Source organism: Pseudomaricurvus sp. ABR4_320, from assembly GCF_056159445.1.
This window is the reverse complement of sequence record NZ_JBSWVF010000016.1, coordinates 85,325-99,505: the sequence shown is the minus strand read 5'-3', so window position 1 is coordinate 99,505 and position 14,181 is coordinate 85,325. Positions and strand designations below refer to the sequence as shown.

15 protein-coding genes and 1 tRNA gene are annotated in these 14,181 nt (G+C 50.1%); 3 read left to right on the top strand and 13 right to left on the bottom strand.

Translation table 11 applies throughout. The features are described from left to right. The 5 genes from ACXAFR_RS22585 to ACXAFR_RS22565 all read right to left on the bottom strand — a co-directional run. The coding region (locus ACXAFR_RS22585; RefSeq protein WP_475181252.1) for a cysteine peptidase family C39 domain-containing protein at window positions 1–217 on the bottom strand (217 nt) is incomplete at its 3' end. A 441-nt stretch (window positions 218–658) separates the two neighbouring features. Next, on the bottom strand, window positions 659–1,807 hold the full coding sequence (locus ACXAFR_RS22580) for a slipin family protein (protein ID WP_475181249.1): 1,149 nt from the start codon (window positions 1,805–1,807) through the stop codon (window positions 659–661). A 421-nt stretch (window positions 1,808–2,228) separates the two neighbouring features. After that, window positions 2,229–2,302 (bottom strand) — tRNA-Lys (locus ACXAFR_RS22575). Window positions 2,303–2,513: 211 nt separating this feature from the next. Continuing rightward, window positions 2,514–3,524 carry an RNA 3'-terminal phosphate cyclase gene (rtcA, locus tag ACXAFR_RS22570; protein WP_475181245.1) on the bottom strand — a complete coding sequence of 337 codons (1,011 nt, stop codon included), beginning with the start codon at window positions 3,522–3,524 and terminating at the stop codon, window positions 2,514–2,516. Between the two features lie 48 nt (window positions 3,525–3,572). Continuing rightward, window positions 3,573–4,799, bottom strand: coding sequence for an RtcB family protein (locus tag ACXAFR_RS22565; RefSeq protein ID WP_475181242.1), 1,227 nt, complete (start codon window positions 4,797–4,799; stop codon window positions 3,573–3,575). 246 nt (window positions 4,800–5,045) lie between these two features. Here ACXAFR_RS22565 and rtcR point away from each other — a divergent pair, with 246 nt between their 5' ends. After that, window positions 5,046–6,665 carry an RNA repair transcriptional activator RtcR gene (gene rtcR, locus ACXAFR_RS22560; protein WP_475181239.1) on the top strand — a complete coding sequence of 540 codons (1,620 nt, stop codon included), beginning with the start codon at window positions 5,046–5,048 and terminating at the stop codon, window positions 6,663–6,665. Window positions 6,666–7,043: 378 nt separating this feature from the next. Continuing rightward, the gene (locus ACXAFR_RS22555; protein WP_475181238.1) at window positions 7,044–7,673 is read left to right on the top strand and encodes a hypothetical protein; all 630 of its coding nucleotides are present in this window, start codon (window positions 7,044–7,046) and stop codon (window positions 7,671–7,673) included. Window positions 7,674–7,833: 160 nt separating this feature from the next. Here the strand turns inward: ACXAFR_RS22555 and ACXAFR_RS22550 are convergent, their stop codons facing one another. From ACXAFR_RS22550 to ACXAFR_RS22520, 7 genes are read right to left on the bottom strand one after another with little or no spacing between them, the layout of a single operon-like run. After that, the gene (locus ACXAFR_RS22550) at window positions 7,834–9,006 is read right to left on the bottom strand and encodes a glutathionylspermidine synthase family protein (RefSeq protein ID WP_475181234.1); all 1,173 of its coding nucleotides are present in this window, start codon (window positions 9,004–9,006) and stop codon (window positions 7,834–7,836) included. Window positions 9,007–9,009: 3 nt separating this feature from the next. Next, window positions 9,010–9,615: a DUF1190 domain-containing protein gene (locus tag ACXAFR_RS22545; RefSeq protein WP_475181232.1), complete on the bottom strand. Its 606-nt coding sequence runs from the start codon at window positions 9,613–9,615 to the stop codon at window positions 9,010–9,012. Window positions 9,616–9,624: 9 nt separating this feature from the next. Beyond that, entirely contained in the window at window positions 9,625–10,035 is a 411-nt protein-coding gene (locus ACXAFR_RS22540; RefSeq protein ID WP_475181228.1) for a DUF350 domain-containing protein, read from the bottom strand. A gap of 11 nt (window positions 10,036–10,046) precedes the next feature. Further along, the gene (locus ACXAFR_RS22535) at window positions 10,047–10,697 is read right to left on the bottom strand and encodes a YjfK family protein (RefSeq protein ID WP_475181226.1); all 651 of its coding nucleotides are present in this window, start codon (window positions 10,695–10,697) and stop codon (window positions 10,047–10,049) included. 8 nt (window positions 10,698–10,705) lie between these two features. Continuing rightward, on the bottom strand, window positions 10,706–11,740 hold the full coding sequence (locus ACXAFR_RS22530; RefSeq protein ID WP_475181224.1) for an ion channel: 1,035 nt from the start codon (window positions 11,738–11,740) through the stop codon (window positions 10,706–10,708). A 6-nt stretch (window positions 11,741–11,746) separates the two neighbouring features. Next, window positions 11,747–12,445, bottom strand: coding sequence for a PspA/IM30 family protein (locus tag ACXAFR_RS22525; protein WP_475181222.1), 699 nt, complete (start codon window positions 12,443–12,445; stop codon window positions 11,747–11,749). Beyond that, window positions 12,445–12,843, bottom strand: a complete 399-nt coding sequence (locus tag ACXAFR_RS22520) for a DUF2170 family protein (protein WP_475181220.1) — start codon at window positions 12,841–12,843, stop codon at window positions 12,445–12,447. Before ACXAFR_RS22520 ends, ACXAFR_RS22525 begins: the two co-directional genes overlap by 1 nt. A gap of 172 nt (window positions 12,844–13,015) precedes the next feature. Here ACXAFR_RS22520 and ACXAFR_RS22515 point away from each other — a divergent pair, with 172 nt between their 5' ends. Beyond that, entirely contained in the window at window positions 13,016–13,315 is a 300-nt protein-coding gene (locus tag ACXAFR_RS22515) for a DUF6471 domain-containing protein (RefSeq protein ID WP_475181219.1), read from the top strand. Here ACXAFR_RS22515 and ACXAFR_RS22510 read toward each other — a convergent pair. Then, window positions 13,312–14,157, bottom strand: a complete 846-nt coding sequence (locus ACXAFR_RS22510; protein WP_475181217.1) for a LysR family transcriptional regulator — start codon at window positions 14,155–14,157, stop codon at window positions 13,312–13,314. The two genes, ACXAFR_RS22515 and ACXAFR_RS22510, sit on opposite strands and share 4 nt — an antisense overlap. Window positions 14,158–14,181: the final 24 nt, after the last annotated feature.

Here is a 14,181-nt window from a genome sequence, read left to right as displayed (position 1 = left end):
GTGTTTCTAGCAGCGCTGGTAAGCCTCGCTCAGACAGTTGTGATAGCTTTAGGTGTTTGGGTTTTGCTTTTAGTGACAATGCCCGAGCTGCACATACAAGTTGTTGTTCTGAAATCGGCTGACCGGGTTCGGCAAACTCGTGTTTAATCTGGTCCGCTTCCGCTGGCAGTTGATGAAAGCGGGCAATAGCCACAAGTGCCTGGATTCCTGTATCCATAACTGATCCTCTCGACGACCCTGTCTTTTGTCCTAAATTTTTGCCGTACATGTAATGCTGATGAAATGTGCGTGCAAGTTAATTTGGGCGACATTCTATAAGAAGACTTTTGATCGTCAAGAGTCGATATATTTTACATTAAGCCATTTTTTTGACGTCTCCCTATAGAAATCAACTCTATGTTTGGCAAGTTAAACTAGCTTCGTTTCTCTGACATATTTGTTTGATGTGTCAATATATTGACGTCTAGCTTGGAGCGGTCTAATGCGGACATTGTCTGTCGGTAGTTTGACGTTTACAGGATTTATTCTGTCGAAATGGCTTACAATTTTGGCTTTAGTGTGTTGTAGATTGAATCAATTCAAAGGTGTAAAAAAACCGCGACTCCAGAGAGAGTCGCGGCTTCAATGACATATTACGAATCTATTATTGTGTCGGCGCTTAACTTTTTGGCGACAGGGTTACCAAGTCTTTCAGCACCCCATCCAAACCACCGTATACTGAAATACGGTCGATTCGGGTTGTCACTCGCTCCAATGATTCCAGCTCTTTCAAGCGTAACAAGATGGGATTGTTTTCCATCATTTTAGCGGTGTTGTGGAGTGACCGCATGGCTTGGGTTTCTTCTCTTCGCTTAATCAGGTTCGCCTCTGACTCCTTCTGCGCTTCTACTACCCGGTTCAGGATCGCCTTCATTTCCCCGGGTAAAATAATATCTTTTACGCCAAGGGTAACGACTTCTAAACCGTAATCTTGAAGATTACTGCGCGCGGCATCGACAATCATTTTATTCAGGCACTCTTTGTCCTCCAACAAGTTATCCAGCGTTCGGGTGCCGACGATTTGTCGTAAACGCAGCTGCAGTTCCCTGTAGACGAAGCCCGCGTAATCGCTCAGTTTTGCTGCTACTTTCTGAGGATCAGTAGTGCGGTAGCTGCCACTCAAATTAATTCGCAGGCTCACGCGATCTTTCGTTAGGATTTCCTGGCCGTTTACGTCAATGGACTGCATGCGCAAATCCATCAAATTCACGTTGATTAAGCGATTGAATTTCCAGTAGCCATAACTTCCCGGTGGCAGAATTTTCTGCAGACGGCGATTTACGGTCAAAAGTCCTACATGTTCATCGGGTACTTCGACATAAAAAACGGCGTCTGTCAGCAACGTCTTGCGCCGCGATAAGCTGCCCCGGCCAAGAACGTCCAGCAGCGACTCAGGTATTTCGTAGGTTTCAGCAATGCTGATTCTTTCGATGCGAATGTTCGCCACCGTTTTCCAGATCGCCACAAAAGATCCCGGTGAAATAACGTCGATGATATGGTCATCGCGAAATACCAAGCCAAGCTCTTTATCTGACATATCATGGGCATCCACAAATTGCGCCCAATATGCCTGATTTCCGGCGATCATAAACTTGGCGTTGGGGTGTCCGAAATACAGAGACGTAACATCAAAATACTCAAGTGTGGCATCGCCACCAAAGCCCGTTATTTTATGACGACCCGGCATCAAGATTTTTTCAAACCGGTTGCGACGAAAAAGCAGTGCTCGCTGAGTGTCGCCAATATCGACTGTTTTCCATAATATCATTTTCATTCTCCTACCTCGGCCTCCATCGTATTCAGGGCGAGGGTTTCTATCGGTGAGGCTCACCCGTGTTGCAAAGGGCTCTACTGTTAAGGTACTTGGGATCGCTGATCTCATGCCGTCAAATCGCCTCGGCCATTCAGCGAGCCAGAAAGCCTGTCTCGGATTCGCTGTGTGTTCGAGGTCGCCATCGATGGAATTTAATCGCATCGCTGCTAAAGGCATCGCAGCCGATCGCATCCTACCTGCTCAATAGAGCGCTATTGCTCACGGTGCTAAAGGTCTCATCAGCGGTTGAATATTCAACCGGCCTGACAAGTCCGCTTAGCGAATGAGCCTCGTGTTATTACAAGGACCCTAACCTTGCGGGGAGTCGAACCCCAAGGCTTACGCCTATTACCATTTGGTCGTTTGGAGACGACATGTACTTTGACAGGAATTGAACCTGTGAACCATCGATTAAAAATCGACTGCTCTACCCAACTGAGCTACAAAGTGGGCGCTTTATACATTCAGCTGCCGTTGATACACAAAATCATCAGCGATGCTTGCGCCGGGCCGGATTCAGAACCGGCACCGTTAACAGCAGTAAACGGTATAAAGTTTGGTTACCGTTGCTAAGGTCTAAATCGACCTTAGCAACGAGTGTTCTGTTGTCGGCATCTCTGATTATTCCTTGGTGAGATGCCGCCTAATCCTTTCTCGTTTTCTACAATTTAACCTTCCAGGTTGTCTCGTTCATTTGTTCCAGCGCAATGTCTGTTCCCGTCATCTGTTTCACAACAGCAATATTGGTCATCAAATGCGAACTGGGTCGCGTGGTTGTGTATTCCCCTCCACCTCCGAGTACCATCGGCAAAATCAACTGATCTGCCAGGTGTTCGCAAACAGTGGCATCGCTGTCCAGATAGTCGCGCATGGCTTTCACCGCGCGTCCCGCGACTCTCTCGGATGACATCCCACGCTTGCCGTATGCCTCAAACACACTGGTAAATGTTGGCAACTGCAGGCGCAGAGAAATCACATTGCCCGGTCCTGGTGATTGCACCAGGTTCTGTGCCAGTTCAGAGGCATTCCAACAACATTTTTTCCGTACATAAGCGAGCTCTCGCTCAGCCACCTGCTTGCTAATCTTCGCCGAAGTGACCGTTGCATTTTGTGCTCGTACAACCGGTCGCGAACACAATTGCAAAGGTTTCCACTCTGACGCTGGGTTAATCGTTACTCGCCAGGAACCGCCGCCGGACGGATAGAAGCCGTAGCCGAGTAGCTTTCCATCAATTTGCCAACCCGTCTGATTCAAAATCGGTAAAAAACTCTGCCGAATAAAATCAACACTGGGGGCAGCATCATTGTGGGTTCCACCCTCCAATAGCAGCTGGCTACCGGATGGCGCCATCGACAAAGGCGCAAACACTGTTTGAAAAACCAATGTCGAACTCCCAGCCGACCCCACAGAAAAGTGATAACGACCCGCTTTAACAGTGCCGGGTTTAAAAACGACAGTTGTCGATCCCAGCTCAGCACCTTCAACATATGCGCTGCAAATTGTTTGTGCCGCTCGCAAGCATGTGAGGTGCTGCCTTAGTAACCCAGGCTTTTCTCGTCCTGCGCGAATATTGATAATCTGAACCTCACGCTTCAAACACATGGCCAAAGTCAATGATGTTCTGAAAATCTGTCCGCCGCCCTCTCCCTGAGAGCCGTCAATGACGATCATTTTAATGTCCTCTGTTTTATGCCTTCCCTTGGCTCAGTTGTTGTCCCTTTATCCTTTTACACACACGACCTGTTTCAAGGTGTAGACAATTTCCACCAGGTCTTGCTGAGCGGCCATTACCGCGTCTATGGGCTTGTATGCTGAAGGGGTTTCATCCAGCACCCCTTCGTCTTTTCGGCACTCCACATCCGCTGTCGCCGCCTGATGTTCCTGTAGCGATACCACTTTTTTCGCTTGAGTTCGCGACATCACACGCCCGGCACCATGGCTACAGCTGCAGAAACTTTCTTCATTTCCGAGTCCGCGCACGATGAATGATTTGGCTCCCATGCTGCCGGGAATAATGCCCATTTCATCTTTGCGCGCTCTAACCGCCCCCTTACGGGTTACCAATACGTTCTTACCATAGTGGTTCTCTCGCGAGACGTAGTTATGATGACAGTTAACGGCTTCCATACTCGCATCGAAGGCCAGCTCCAGTGTGTTTGATACTGCCGTAATAACTCGCTGCATCATGACTTCTCGGTTGATTCTGGCGAACTGCTGCGCCCATTCAACCGCTTCAACATAGTCGTTGAAGTGGTCTGTGCCTTCAGGCAAATAGGCCAGGTCGCTGTCGGGCAATCGAATGTGCCAGCGCTCCATATCTTTTTTTGCCATTTCAATAAAATGGGTACCGATACGGTTTCCTACACCTCGAGATCCGCTGTGAAGCATCAACCAGACGCTATCGTGTTCGTCCAAACACATTTCAATAAAATGGTTTCCGGTACCTAGGGTTCCGAGGTGCCCAATGTTATTGGTGTTTTTCAATACCCGATGCTTGTCTTGCAGGTGTGCAAACCGATCTGCCAGTGGCGTCCAAGCCTGAGTAACGTCCTCGGGAATGTTGTACCACGCCCCTTTGTCTCTACCGCGCCCTCGTCCTGAGCTGCGACCATGGGGAACCGCCTGTTCGATCGCGTTGCGTACAGCAAACAGGCTATCGGGTAGCTGCGCCGCCGTCAGACTGGTTTTTACCGCCATCATGCCGCAGCCAATATCCACACCCACTGCAGCCGGTATCACCGCGCCGAAGGTTGGGACAACGCTGCCGATCGTCGCACCTTTCCCCAAATGAACATCCGGCATTGCCGCAACCCACTTATGGATGAAGGGCATTCTGGATATGTTTTTAAGCTGCTCTCTGGCGGCATTTTCAAAAGGCACGCCTTTGGTCCATGACTTGATCGGAACCCCGCCGTCCTGCATCACTTCATAGGTGTTCTGTTCCATCGTTTACTTCCTCATAAAAAACTGGTCGAAGCTGGCTTGAATCTGGGGTCTATCGGGACCGCCCTCTTCGGATAGTCCAGTAATAGCGAGGATGGTGCCAATTGCCGAAAATTTTTCAGCAAAATTTATAAGTTATTGTTTTATATGACGATATTTTTACTTGTGAGATGTTTGTCAGTTATCTTTGTTATCAATTATTCGAGGAATATCTATCTTAAAGGATAGGTGTCTATTAAAATTGATAGCATGAAAACGATCGCTATCAGTATTTTAGGGACCACCATGGACCGGCGTGGCAAGGCCGATAAGCGCTGGGATAAGTGGCGCCCCACCATTTCCATGTGCCAGCACGATGACCTCTTGGTCGATCGGCTCGAACTCTTGTTTGATAACCATTCGTCAGGGCTCGCCCAGCAAGTCCGTGATGACATTGCTCGGGTTTCACCCGAGACCGAGGTCGTGTTCCATACGGTAAACTTTCGCGATCCTTGGGATTTTGAGGGCGTGTACAGCACCCTACTCGACTTCGCCAGAAGCTACCGATTTCGGACCAGCAAAGAGCAATATTTGATTCACATCACCACGGGAACCCATGTCGCACAGATTTGCCTGTATCTTTTGACCGAAGCTGGGTATCTGCCGGGCAAGCTGTTGCAGACCTCCCCTGCCCCCAGAAACAGCTCCGCACCTGGGCAATATCAAGTTATTGATTTGGATTTATCAAAATACGATCAGATCGCCTCTCGCTTTCAGAAGGAGCACCAGGAAGGCACCGTCTATTTGAAGGGCGGTATCGAAACCAATAATGCCAGTTTTAATGAAATGATCGCGCAGCTTGAGAAGGTATCCATTCGCTCGCAAGAACCTATTTTGATTACAGGGCCCACCGGGGCGGGAAAGTCACAGTTGGCGCAGCGCGTCTATGATTTGCGCAAGCAGCGGGGTAAGTTGGATGGACAGCTAATTACCGTTAATTGCGCGACTCTGCGCGGTGACAATGCAATGTCTGCCCTATTTGGTCATAAAAAGGGGGCCTTTACCGGAGCGACAACGGATCGGCCAGGGTTATTAAAAGAGTCTAACAACGGCATGTTGTTTCTCGATGAAATTGGCGAGCTGGGGCTCGATGAGCAAGCCATGCTGCTGCGGGCCATTGAAGACAAAACCTTTATGCCCTTTGGCTCCGACAAAACGGTATCCAGTCAGTTTCAGCTTATTGCTGGAACCAACAAAGACCTCAGTGCGCAATCGCTCAAAGGGCAATTCCGTGAAGATCTATTGGCGAGAATTGACTTGTGGACTTACCGGCTGCCTTCTTTACGGCAGCGTATTGAAGATCTGGAGCCGAACATTGACTATGAGCTGGACAAATTTTCGGGTCGATCCGGCTATCTGGTCAGCTTTAATAAAAGCGCGCGCCAAAGATATCTGGAATTCGGCCGCTCGACAGAGGCTCTATGGTCAGCAAACTTTCGAGACCTGAACGCCAGTATCACGCGGATGGGTACTCTCGCTGATGGCGGCCGCATCACCAGCAGTCTGGTGGCAGATGAAATACAACGGTTAAAAATGAAATGGGGATCTTCTGAGGCCAGCCTCAGCGAACCCCGACATGTTTTGATCCCGTATTTGGGTGAGGCTCAAACAGACAGCTTGGATTTTTATGAGCAGTTGAATCTGGTCAACTTGATACACGTTTGCCGAAAATCCAGCTCTATGGCTGAGGCTGGACGTAGGCTGTTTGATCAGAGTCGCAAACACAAAAAATCCAATAACGATTCCCACCGAATTCGCCAGCTCCTCGATAAATACGGCTTGTCTTTTACCGATCTGCAGCCGGGAGACGCCAAAGATACTCCACCCTAGGAAATCAATAAGGCCTTTAATTGCACGTTTCTGCAGGTATCTCTTGACCAGAATCGTAAAATCCCCTGTTCGGGGGGGGCGAAAAACGCCGTCAGCACGTCTAATATGCCAGCAGCCTGCACGGTGGGCTATCTCCTTTTATTGGTTTTATCGAATCCCTGCTGTCATTTTAAACGCCTCACTGCTGTCGATTTGGCGCGGTTAAACGCTCTAGAAGCTTAATATTCAACCGATTTCTGGCGCATACATTGTTATTTTTCGAATCTCAACGTTTCTCTGTAAAAATACAACGGTTTTTACAACGCTTGGAACAACGGCACCGACCTAATCTACCCCTGTAGCAAACGTTATCGAACAACTAACAACAGGGATAGAACAATGAAGATGTCTACAACAACAAAATTCATGACCACAGCTTTGGTCGCCAGTGTACTGCTCGCCCCCGTGTCAGCGTTGGCGGGAAACAAAGATCAGAAGTATAAAAAGCCTAAAGGGCATGGCAATGAGTTCCGTTTAACTCGTCCTGCCGGAGTGCCGGATACCTGCGCACCTAACGCCAAAGGCTTTGTTCGGATTACATCGCTTGGAGAGGCGGAGCGCATGGAAGTCTTTGTACAAGGCATGCCGAAACGTTCAGAAGTTGAGGTCTTTACGACCCAAGTACCTGAATTCCCATTTGGTATGTCTTGGTATGTCGGCGATATTGAAACTAACAAATACGGTAAAGGCTACGCGACGTTTGTCAGTCGATTCAATGAAGAAACCTTTGTCGTAGCACCTGGCACGGCGGTCGCGCCAACAGTCCACGCGGCAGACGCCTCAGACAACCCGGCGACCGCCCCCGTTCACACCTATCACGTTGGGCTGTGGTTTAGTTCACCTGAAGATGCCGCCTCATTGGGATGTCCCGATGTACAAACCCCGTTTAACGGTGAGCATGACGCCGGCATCCAGGTATTGAATACCGGCACCTTTCCAGACACCGAAGGACCTTTGTTAGACGAGTAATTCCGGTAGCGCGTTTCAACGCGTTGACTTTAGGGTGTGTGATTATCTTGATGATAATCACATAATCAGCCAAACAACTCGCAATAATTATATTGTGAAATAACACTTCATCGGGATAGCTGATGGCGACCCAAAGGGCATTCCTCTAAATCCTTCGACGCTAATCCAAAATGATATGCGGCAGATAGCGGCTCATATCCTGAGTGATGATTGAGCTATCTTCACGGATGGAGATGCCAGCTGGCTGGTTGTCAATCAGCCAGCTGCCGATCAACGTGTAGTTTTGATCAAAGCGTGGCAAAACCTGTGCAGCCTGGTAAATATAGCCTTCCTGACCATAGGGGCCATCGCTTGCTAAGGCCAGCTCATCCGGCCCAGACAGGAGAGAAATATTGGCTCCCTCGCGGGAGAACAGCGGTTTTTTCACGAGCGGATAATGATCGGCAGCCCGCTCTAATTCGTCTTCAAAAAAAGCAGGTAATAGATTTGGGTGGTTGGGAAATTGCCGCCAAAGCATCGGCAATAACGCTTTATTGCTAAGGATGCATTTCCAAGCAGGCTCGAGAAAGGTGGTTGCACAACCTTCTAGAGCGGCACCATATTCATCCTGAAACATGAATTCCCAGGGATAGAGTTTAAACAGCCACTCGATCGCCTCATCTTGAAGATCGGTAAATTGGCCGCAGTCTGACAGGCCAATATCTTCCATATAAATGAACTGGCAGTCGATTTCTGCGGCTCTGGCACAATCCATTAAATACTCGACCGTTCCCCGATCTTCTTCGGATTCCTGGCAGCACGCCAGATGCAGCCGGCGCCCCTCATTGAGCACCTTTAATTCGATAAAACGGTTGACCAGTTTTTCCTGAAGGCTGTTGAACTGATCGGCTGACCTGGGCAAGTGGCCTGCGTTGACTTGATCTTCCAGCCATAACCACTGCCAAAATCCGGTCTCGTAAAGACTGGTTGGGGTATCTGCGTTGTTTTCCAATAGCTTTGCCGGTCCAACCCCGTCGTAGACGAAATCGAGGCGTGAATACAAAGACGGCTCTTTGTGAGCCCAGGAGCGGCGTACGTAAGGCCAATAGGCCTCGGGGATTCCAAAGCGTCGCATAAGGTCATCATCATTGACCACGGTATCAACGACGCTAAGGCACATCTGGTGGATGTCTTGAGTGGGGTTTTCGATACCCTCTTCAATTTGTTGCAGCGTAAACCGATAGTAGGCACTCTCATCCCAGTAGCGCTCTCCGTAGAGCGTGTGGAATTTAAACCCGTATTCCATCGCCTTGCGTTGCCAATGGCTGCGCTCGCGAATCGGCATACGCAGCATCGGTTAGCCTCCCCAGCTGCCAGATTTCTTGCCACCGCCCCAACTGGATTTTGCCGATGCGGTGGATCCCCAACCACCACGACTGGCGGTTTTCATGACTTTTGGCGTTGCCTGCTTTGTCGTAGCGGCACCTTTGGGTGCACGCATACTGCCATTGTCAAAAATTAACCGGGAGCCGCCAGCGGTGTAGTAACCTGTACCGCGATCCCGATCGTTGTAGCGAAACACCGGGTTGTAGTAATTGCGATTGCCGATGTTGTTGAGCGCGGAGCTGACCATCCATCCCGCCATAAACGGCATAAAGAAACTGCCATCGCTGGAGCGATGACACATGTCGGCGCCAAACTCGGCGATGCAATCTTCCAGGCGAGAATAGCGAGGCGCTGTCTGTTCGGCCTCTTCCTGGGCTTGTTGATACGCCAGTTCACACTGAGCCAAGGTCATTTCTGTATTGGCCGCACAGTCCTGGGGGTCTTTAACGACTTTGACTTCCTCCCGGCCATCATCACACCCGGTGAGTGCCAGTCCGGCAATGGCAATCGCCAGAGGGCTGCGAGCCCACCCTTTCCGAAAATGAAGGGGGTTTGCGAGTTTTCCGCGTTTAGCCATGCCCCCTCCTTAGTAGCTCATGCAAGCTGCATTTAATAACCCGATCGCAATTGAGATAACCGCGACCATGATGCCAGCACTGATTTCATTCTCTTGGATGCGAGAGACAATCTTTGGCATATAAACAAATCGAACCAAACCGAAGGCAAGCAGTTGCGCAATCAGCGCGACAAGGGCCCAAACTGCAAAATCGACCAGGCTTAACGAGTGTTTAATGACACCGGCAATGGCGATGGAAAAACCGAGAATCGCCCCGCCAAAGGCAATGGCCGCGGTGGTATTTTTACCTTCTTTTATCAGATCCCATTCATCGTGAGGCGTGATTTTGGTGTACACAAATTTAAAAATGGACAGATACACCAAAGCCAAAACGAAATAGGCAACAAAGTTACCCAGAGTGGCGAGCAGAGTTTCAAACATACAACGTCCTTTTAACCATGAATGACGATATTGCTGGGTGACAGCGTCATGCCGGTGCTCAACACCAGACAGCGAGTCATTTGCTGTTGTTCGTCAACGGATTCTTCCGCGCTGACAAACAGGGATTCCATGTCACCATCCGGGCCCACAGGGCGTTCGTAGAGCATGGTGAATTGATCAGTGGTGGATTGGTCGCCATCCGCATCGGTGGTGGTCTCACACATAAATACCGGTTTATGGAAGGCGCCTTCAGCTGTCCACACACGCTCATAGCGCGCCTCATTCAAGGCATAGGTGGCCTGCCCGATCTTCTCTGACAGCAGCGAATCCCAGTCTGCCTGGGAAGACACATCGAGCGTGTCGAAATAATGGAAGAGTTTGACGTCGACCACATGATGATCTTCTGAACCACCCTCGGTGACCACCTGCAAAAACGCCTCATCGTCCGTATAAAAACGGAACAATTGGGTGGAGCCCATATTGACATGGCCGGCCGCCTGAATGATCTGCGTGGGCGCGACACCTTCTACGGTATAGTGTTGCTCAACCAACCTTAACAGCAGGCTGTCTACCTCAAAACTGCAACCAATGCGCAGTCCGAGAATGGAGGGACCGGGGGATATTGGCTTGGCGGCGGTCTTTTTCTTAAAAAAATCGAACACGGCGCACCTCAAACAGTCGGTTGCGGAAATTGCAGTCGGGATTCGATACGGGCATCTGCGACATAGTGAATCACATCGCCCTCTTCTATCTGCAATTCAAAAGACGGGTTTACCACCAGTTGGGAAGCCTCGGATTTTTTTAGGGCGAGCAAGGTTGCGTCATAATGCTCGCGTAATCCGTAAAAGGCTTCTTTCACAGAAATGGTTTTACCGGTGTGGGTAATGCTGTACTGGGTCATGCCATCGGCACCATCCAGCAACTCTTTGTGTAAGCCACTACTGCCCGGGTCAATTGCACTTTTCACCAGCATTTCAACATCAACAGACGGGACAACTTCAACCGTCGGACAGTGGCTGGTAAGAATCTTCGCCAAGCCTTCATTTTTGAAGTACACGGTTTTGTGAGCAGAAGGGCTTTGACTGTCGCAGAATAATGCGGTGGTCATGGTAATGTCATCTTGGGGCGTGTCAATAATGATGCGAGCCGCCTTCGCGAGATTGGCCCTAACCATGGTGGCCTCATCGGAAAAATTTTCTACCCGTACAAAGTCGACTTCGCCTGGCAAGGGGTTTTCCATGTCCTCGGCCACACACAAGACAATCGAGGCATTTTCCCGATTATCTTTGTGTTTCAAAATCTGAATCAGTCGCGTCGTGCGCTGACCATTCCAGCCGATGATTACGGTGTGACCTGTGTGCATAACGCTCCTCAACCCTTTGCGTCCTCTGACCACCAATTCGGAAAGAAAAAAACCAATGCGGGCAATGGTGAGTGCAAAGACACTGAGCCCGATGGGGATAACCCACAGCAGCGCAAACCACCGCCCTGCCGCCGTAACCGGGGAATAATCGCCATACCCTACGGTCGATGCGGTGACGACCAACCAGTAGACAAACACCGGCGGAGACGTTAATTCGGTTTCTCCGCACAAACGCAGGCCGATATAACTGATCACGACATAGCCAAGAACGGCCAACAACGCGCCGAGCGGACCGACGCGAAAAAAAAGCGCCGACATCAGCCGACGCAACTTCCACAACATTCCTGATTAATCCTGGGATTTTTTAGCTGCTAATATTTGCGCCAGTTTATCGTTTCCGCTTACGGTTCCGCCAGGGCTAATGCCCGCGCGTTTCAGTTTTTCATCCAGGCTGGAGCCAGATTCGGTGCTGGCCAACTCCTCTGCAGCTTCCAATTCCGCTCCCCGCTGAGCTTGGCGCGCCTTGATCCGCTCCATGCTGTCCAGCGCGGTTTTTACCTTGCTGTTGGCGCCCATGTGTCGCGTACTGACGGCGATTTGCGCTTTCTGAACGCTCTCCGTTGCCTTGATCTGATCGATCTGCTGCTCCATTCGACGCACATTGACCTTGGCTTTGGCGATATTCACTTTCAACGCCTCTTCAGATTGTTTAAAACCTGCCAGGATCGCCTCTTCACTTTGGACCTGGGTTTCCAGCTCCGCAACCCGTTCAGCGCATTCAATGGCCAGCGCCTCATCACCTTTTTCTGCGGCGGCAACCGCATGGTTGGAGTAGGTTTCAATATCGCTCTGCAAAGACGTCACTTTGTTTTCAGACAGTTTACGCTTTGCCATGATTTTGGTCAGATTTTGATCGCAGGCGACCAATTCGTTCTTCGCTTCTCGCAACTCTTGATCCAGAATTCGTAACGCTTGGGAGTCGGCCGCAGCTTCCGCCGCCTCGTTTACGCCGCCTTTTAACGCCGTCCATAATTTACTCAAAGACATTAGCTAACCTCCACAAGGTTGTCGGAATAGAGTTCGATAAAGTCATCAACATTGGCGAACAGTGTCGTGACCTCTTCGACGATGACGCTCTCTTTGCTGTCGACTGACAGAGCGCCAAAGGCGACATAGTACTCGTCCCCGCCGATCTGCTTAATGGCGACGGAAGACAGGGGAACCAAAAACATGGTTCGCAGAATTTTATCGTTCAGAGCGCCGTCGTCTTTGACGGCGCTCTTGGGGAACAGCAAGGCTTCGACCAGTATTTGCTGTTCACCGATGGTTAAAAAGGCTTCCAGACCTTCATCGTTGGTGATCGCCAGACAGCGCTCCTCGACGGATGCGTTTAAGTCTGGCTGATTATTGATCAGCACACCGATGTCGCTAATGGATAATGCCATCGAGCACTCCTTGGTTGAGTTAGAGTCAAAAGGTGATTCAGTCACTTTCGATGGCCGTAAGTTACGACCAATTTTGAATGTAGTCAATCATAAATGTAATTTATTTATTACATTGGAAATCTATTTAAAACATATGTCATAATCGAGCTTTGAACTTCAACGCGGCTATTTTATGTCTGATTTCAACATTACCGCCTCCGCTCTCAACAAAAAGCGCCTGGAGAATCAGCGTAAAGCGATCACCCGCTTCTTTCGTGCTGCGATGGCCCGCCAGGGGCTAAGATTTCGTGACCTGCCCGATAAACTCCAAGCTGATGCCCAGATTGAAATCAGTGAGGTCAATTTACGCAGCAAGATTAACAACGGAACACTGAGCGCAGATCTCTTTTTAACCCTCTGTGAAGTGATGGGTGAAACCGACCCTCTGGGCGAGATCGGCGCCATTCGCGAAAAGCTGGAATCCGATTCTTAAAGGCTTTTAGACGCTGCCTGGCGCAGACTTGCCAGTGCGTCAATCATGGCCTCAGAGTCTGCCGTTTCTTGAGCATAGGTGACATAGGCGGGATATTCGAACGCGGGTGCATTGGCGACCTTGTGCAACTGCCCTGCTTCCAAATGAGGTTTTGCAATACGCTCCGGTAGATAGGCCGATCCACCCTGGCGAATGATGAGATCCGCTGCCAGCGAACCTATGTCCAAAACCATTCCGCCGGTTTGCAAGTGAGGAAAACGCTCGGCATGGAAGGCTCGAAACCCCTCCCCCCAATCGATAAAAACATAGTTCGCTTCTAAAGCGGTATTCGGTGCCGCTGTCACCATAATCAATTGGTCATCCAGCAATTTTTCGATGGATGTGCCCGCTTTGACTCTGGGATTGTACAAGACGGCAATATCCAGAATGCCGTCGCTCATTTCCCGCATCAGTTCATCCGGCATACCGACCTCTCCGCGTAGGGCAATGTGCGGATACTGGCTTCGGAAAGCCGTTACCCAGCTCAGCAGCAGACCTTTCCACAAGCTGTACTGGCCCCCAATAACCAGAACCTCTGTAAAGCCTTCCGGTAAAGCGACTTGAACCTTGGCGTCTTCCCAGACCCTCACCATGGATCGGGCAAAGCGCTGGAATTGGTTGCCAGCGTGGGTGAGCTCACACCCGCCCCGACTGCGCCGAAATAATGGCTTCCCCAGTTGGTCTTCGAGGGTTTTGACGCGTGCGCTGACGGTCGATTGGGTGACATGCAGTCTGGCGGCGGCCGTTGAAAAGCTACCCCCATCAATGATGGCCAGAAAGGTTTTGGCTTGAGTGACGTCCACGGCTATTTAATTCACATATTTCGA

Excerpts from the sequence above, each read along its gene's own strand:
- ACXAFR_RS22580 (WP_475181249.1), bottom strand. The coding sequence starts at position 1,807 with ATGATATTATGGAAAACAGTCGATATTGGCGACACTCAGCGAGCACTG.
- rtcA (WP_475181245.1), bottom strand. The coding sequence starts at position 3,524 with ATGATCGTCATTGACGGCTCTCAGGGAGAGGGCGGCGGACAGATTTTC.
- ACXAFR_RS22565 (WP_475181242.1), bottom strand. The coding sequence starts at position 4,799 with ATGGAACAGAACACCTATGAAGTGATGCAGGACGGCGGGGTTCCGATC.
- rtcR (WP_475181239.1), top strand. The coding sequence starts at position 5,046 with ATGAAAACGATCGCTATCAGTATTTTAGGGACCACCATGGACCGGCGT.
- ACXAFR_RS22555 (WP_475181238.1), top strand. The coding sequence starts at position 7,044 with ATGAAGATGTCTACAACAACAAAATTCATGACCACAGCTTTGGTCGCC.
- ACXAFR_RS22550 (WP_475181234.1), bottom strand. The coding sequence starts at position 9,006 with ATGCTGCGTATGCCGATTCGCGAGCGCAGCCATTGGCAACGCAAGGCG.
- ACXAFR_RS22545 (WP_475181232.1), bottom strand. The coding sequence starts at position 9,615 with ATGGCTAAACGCGGAAAACTCGCAAACCCCCTTCATTTTCGGAAAGGG.
- ACXAFR_RS22540 (WP_475181228.1), bottom strand. The coding sequence starts at position 10,035 with ATGTTTGAAACTCTGCTCGCCACTCTGGGTAACTTTGTTGCCTATTTC.
- ACXAFR_RS22530 (WP_475181224.1), bottom strand. The coding sequence starts at position 11,740 with ATGTTGTGGAAGTTGCGTCGGCTGATGTCGGCGCTTTTTTTTCGCGTC.
- ACXAFR_RS22525 (WP_475181222.1), bottom strand. The coding sequence starts at position 12,445 with ATGTCTTTGAGTAAATTATGGACGGCGTTAAAAGGCGGCGTAAACGAG.
- ACXAFR_RS22520 (WP_475181220.1), bottom strand. The coding sequence starts at position 12,843 with ATGGCATTATCCATTAGCGACATCGGTGTGCTGATCAATAATCAGCCA.
- ACXAFR_RS22515 (WP_475181219.1), top strand. The coding sequence starts at position 13,016 with ATGTCTGATTTCAACATTACCGCCTCCGCTCTCAACAAAAAGCGCCTG.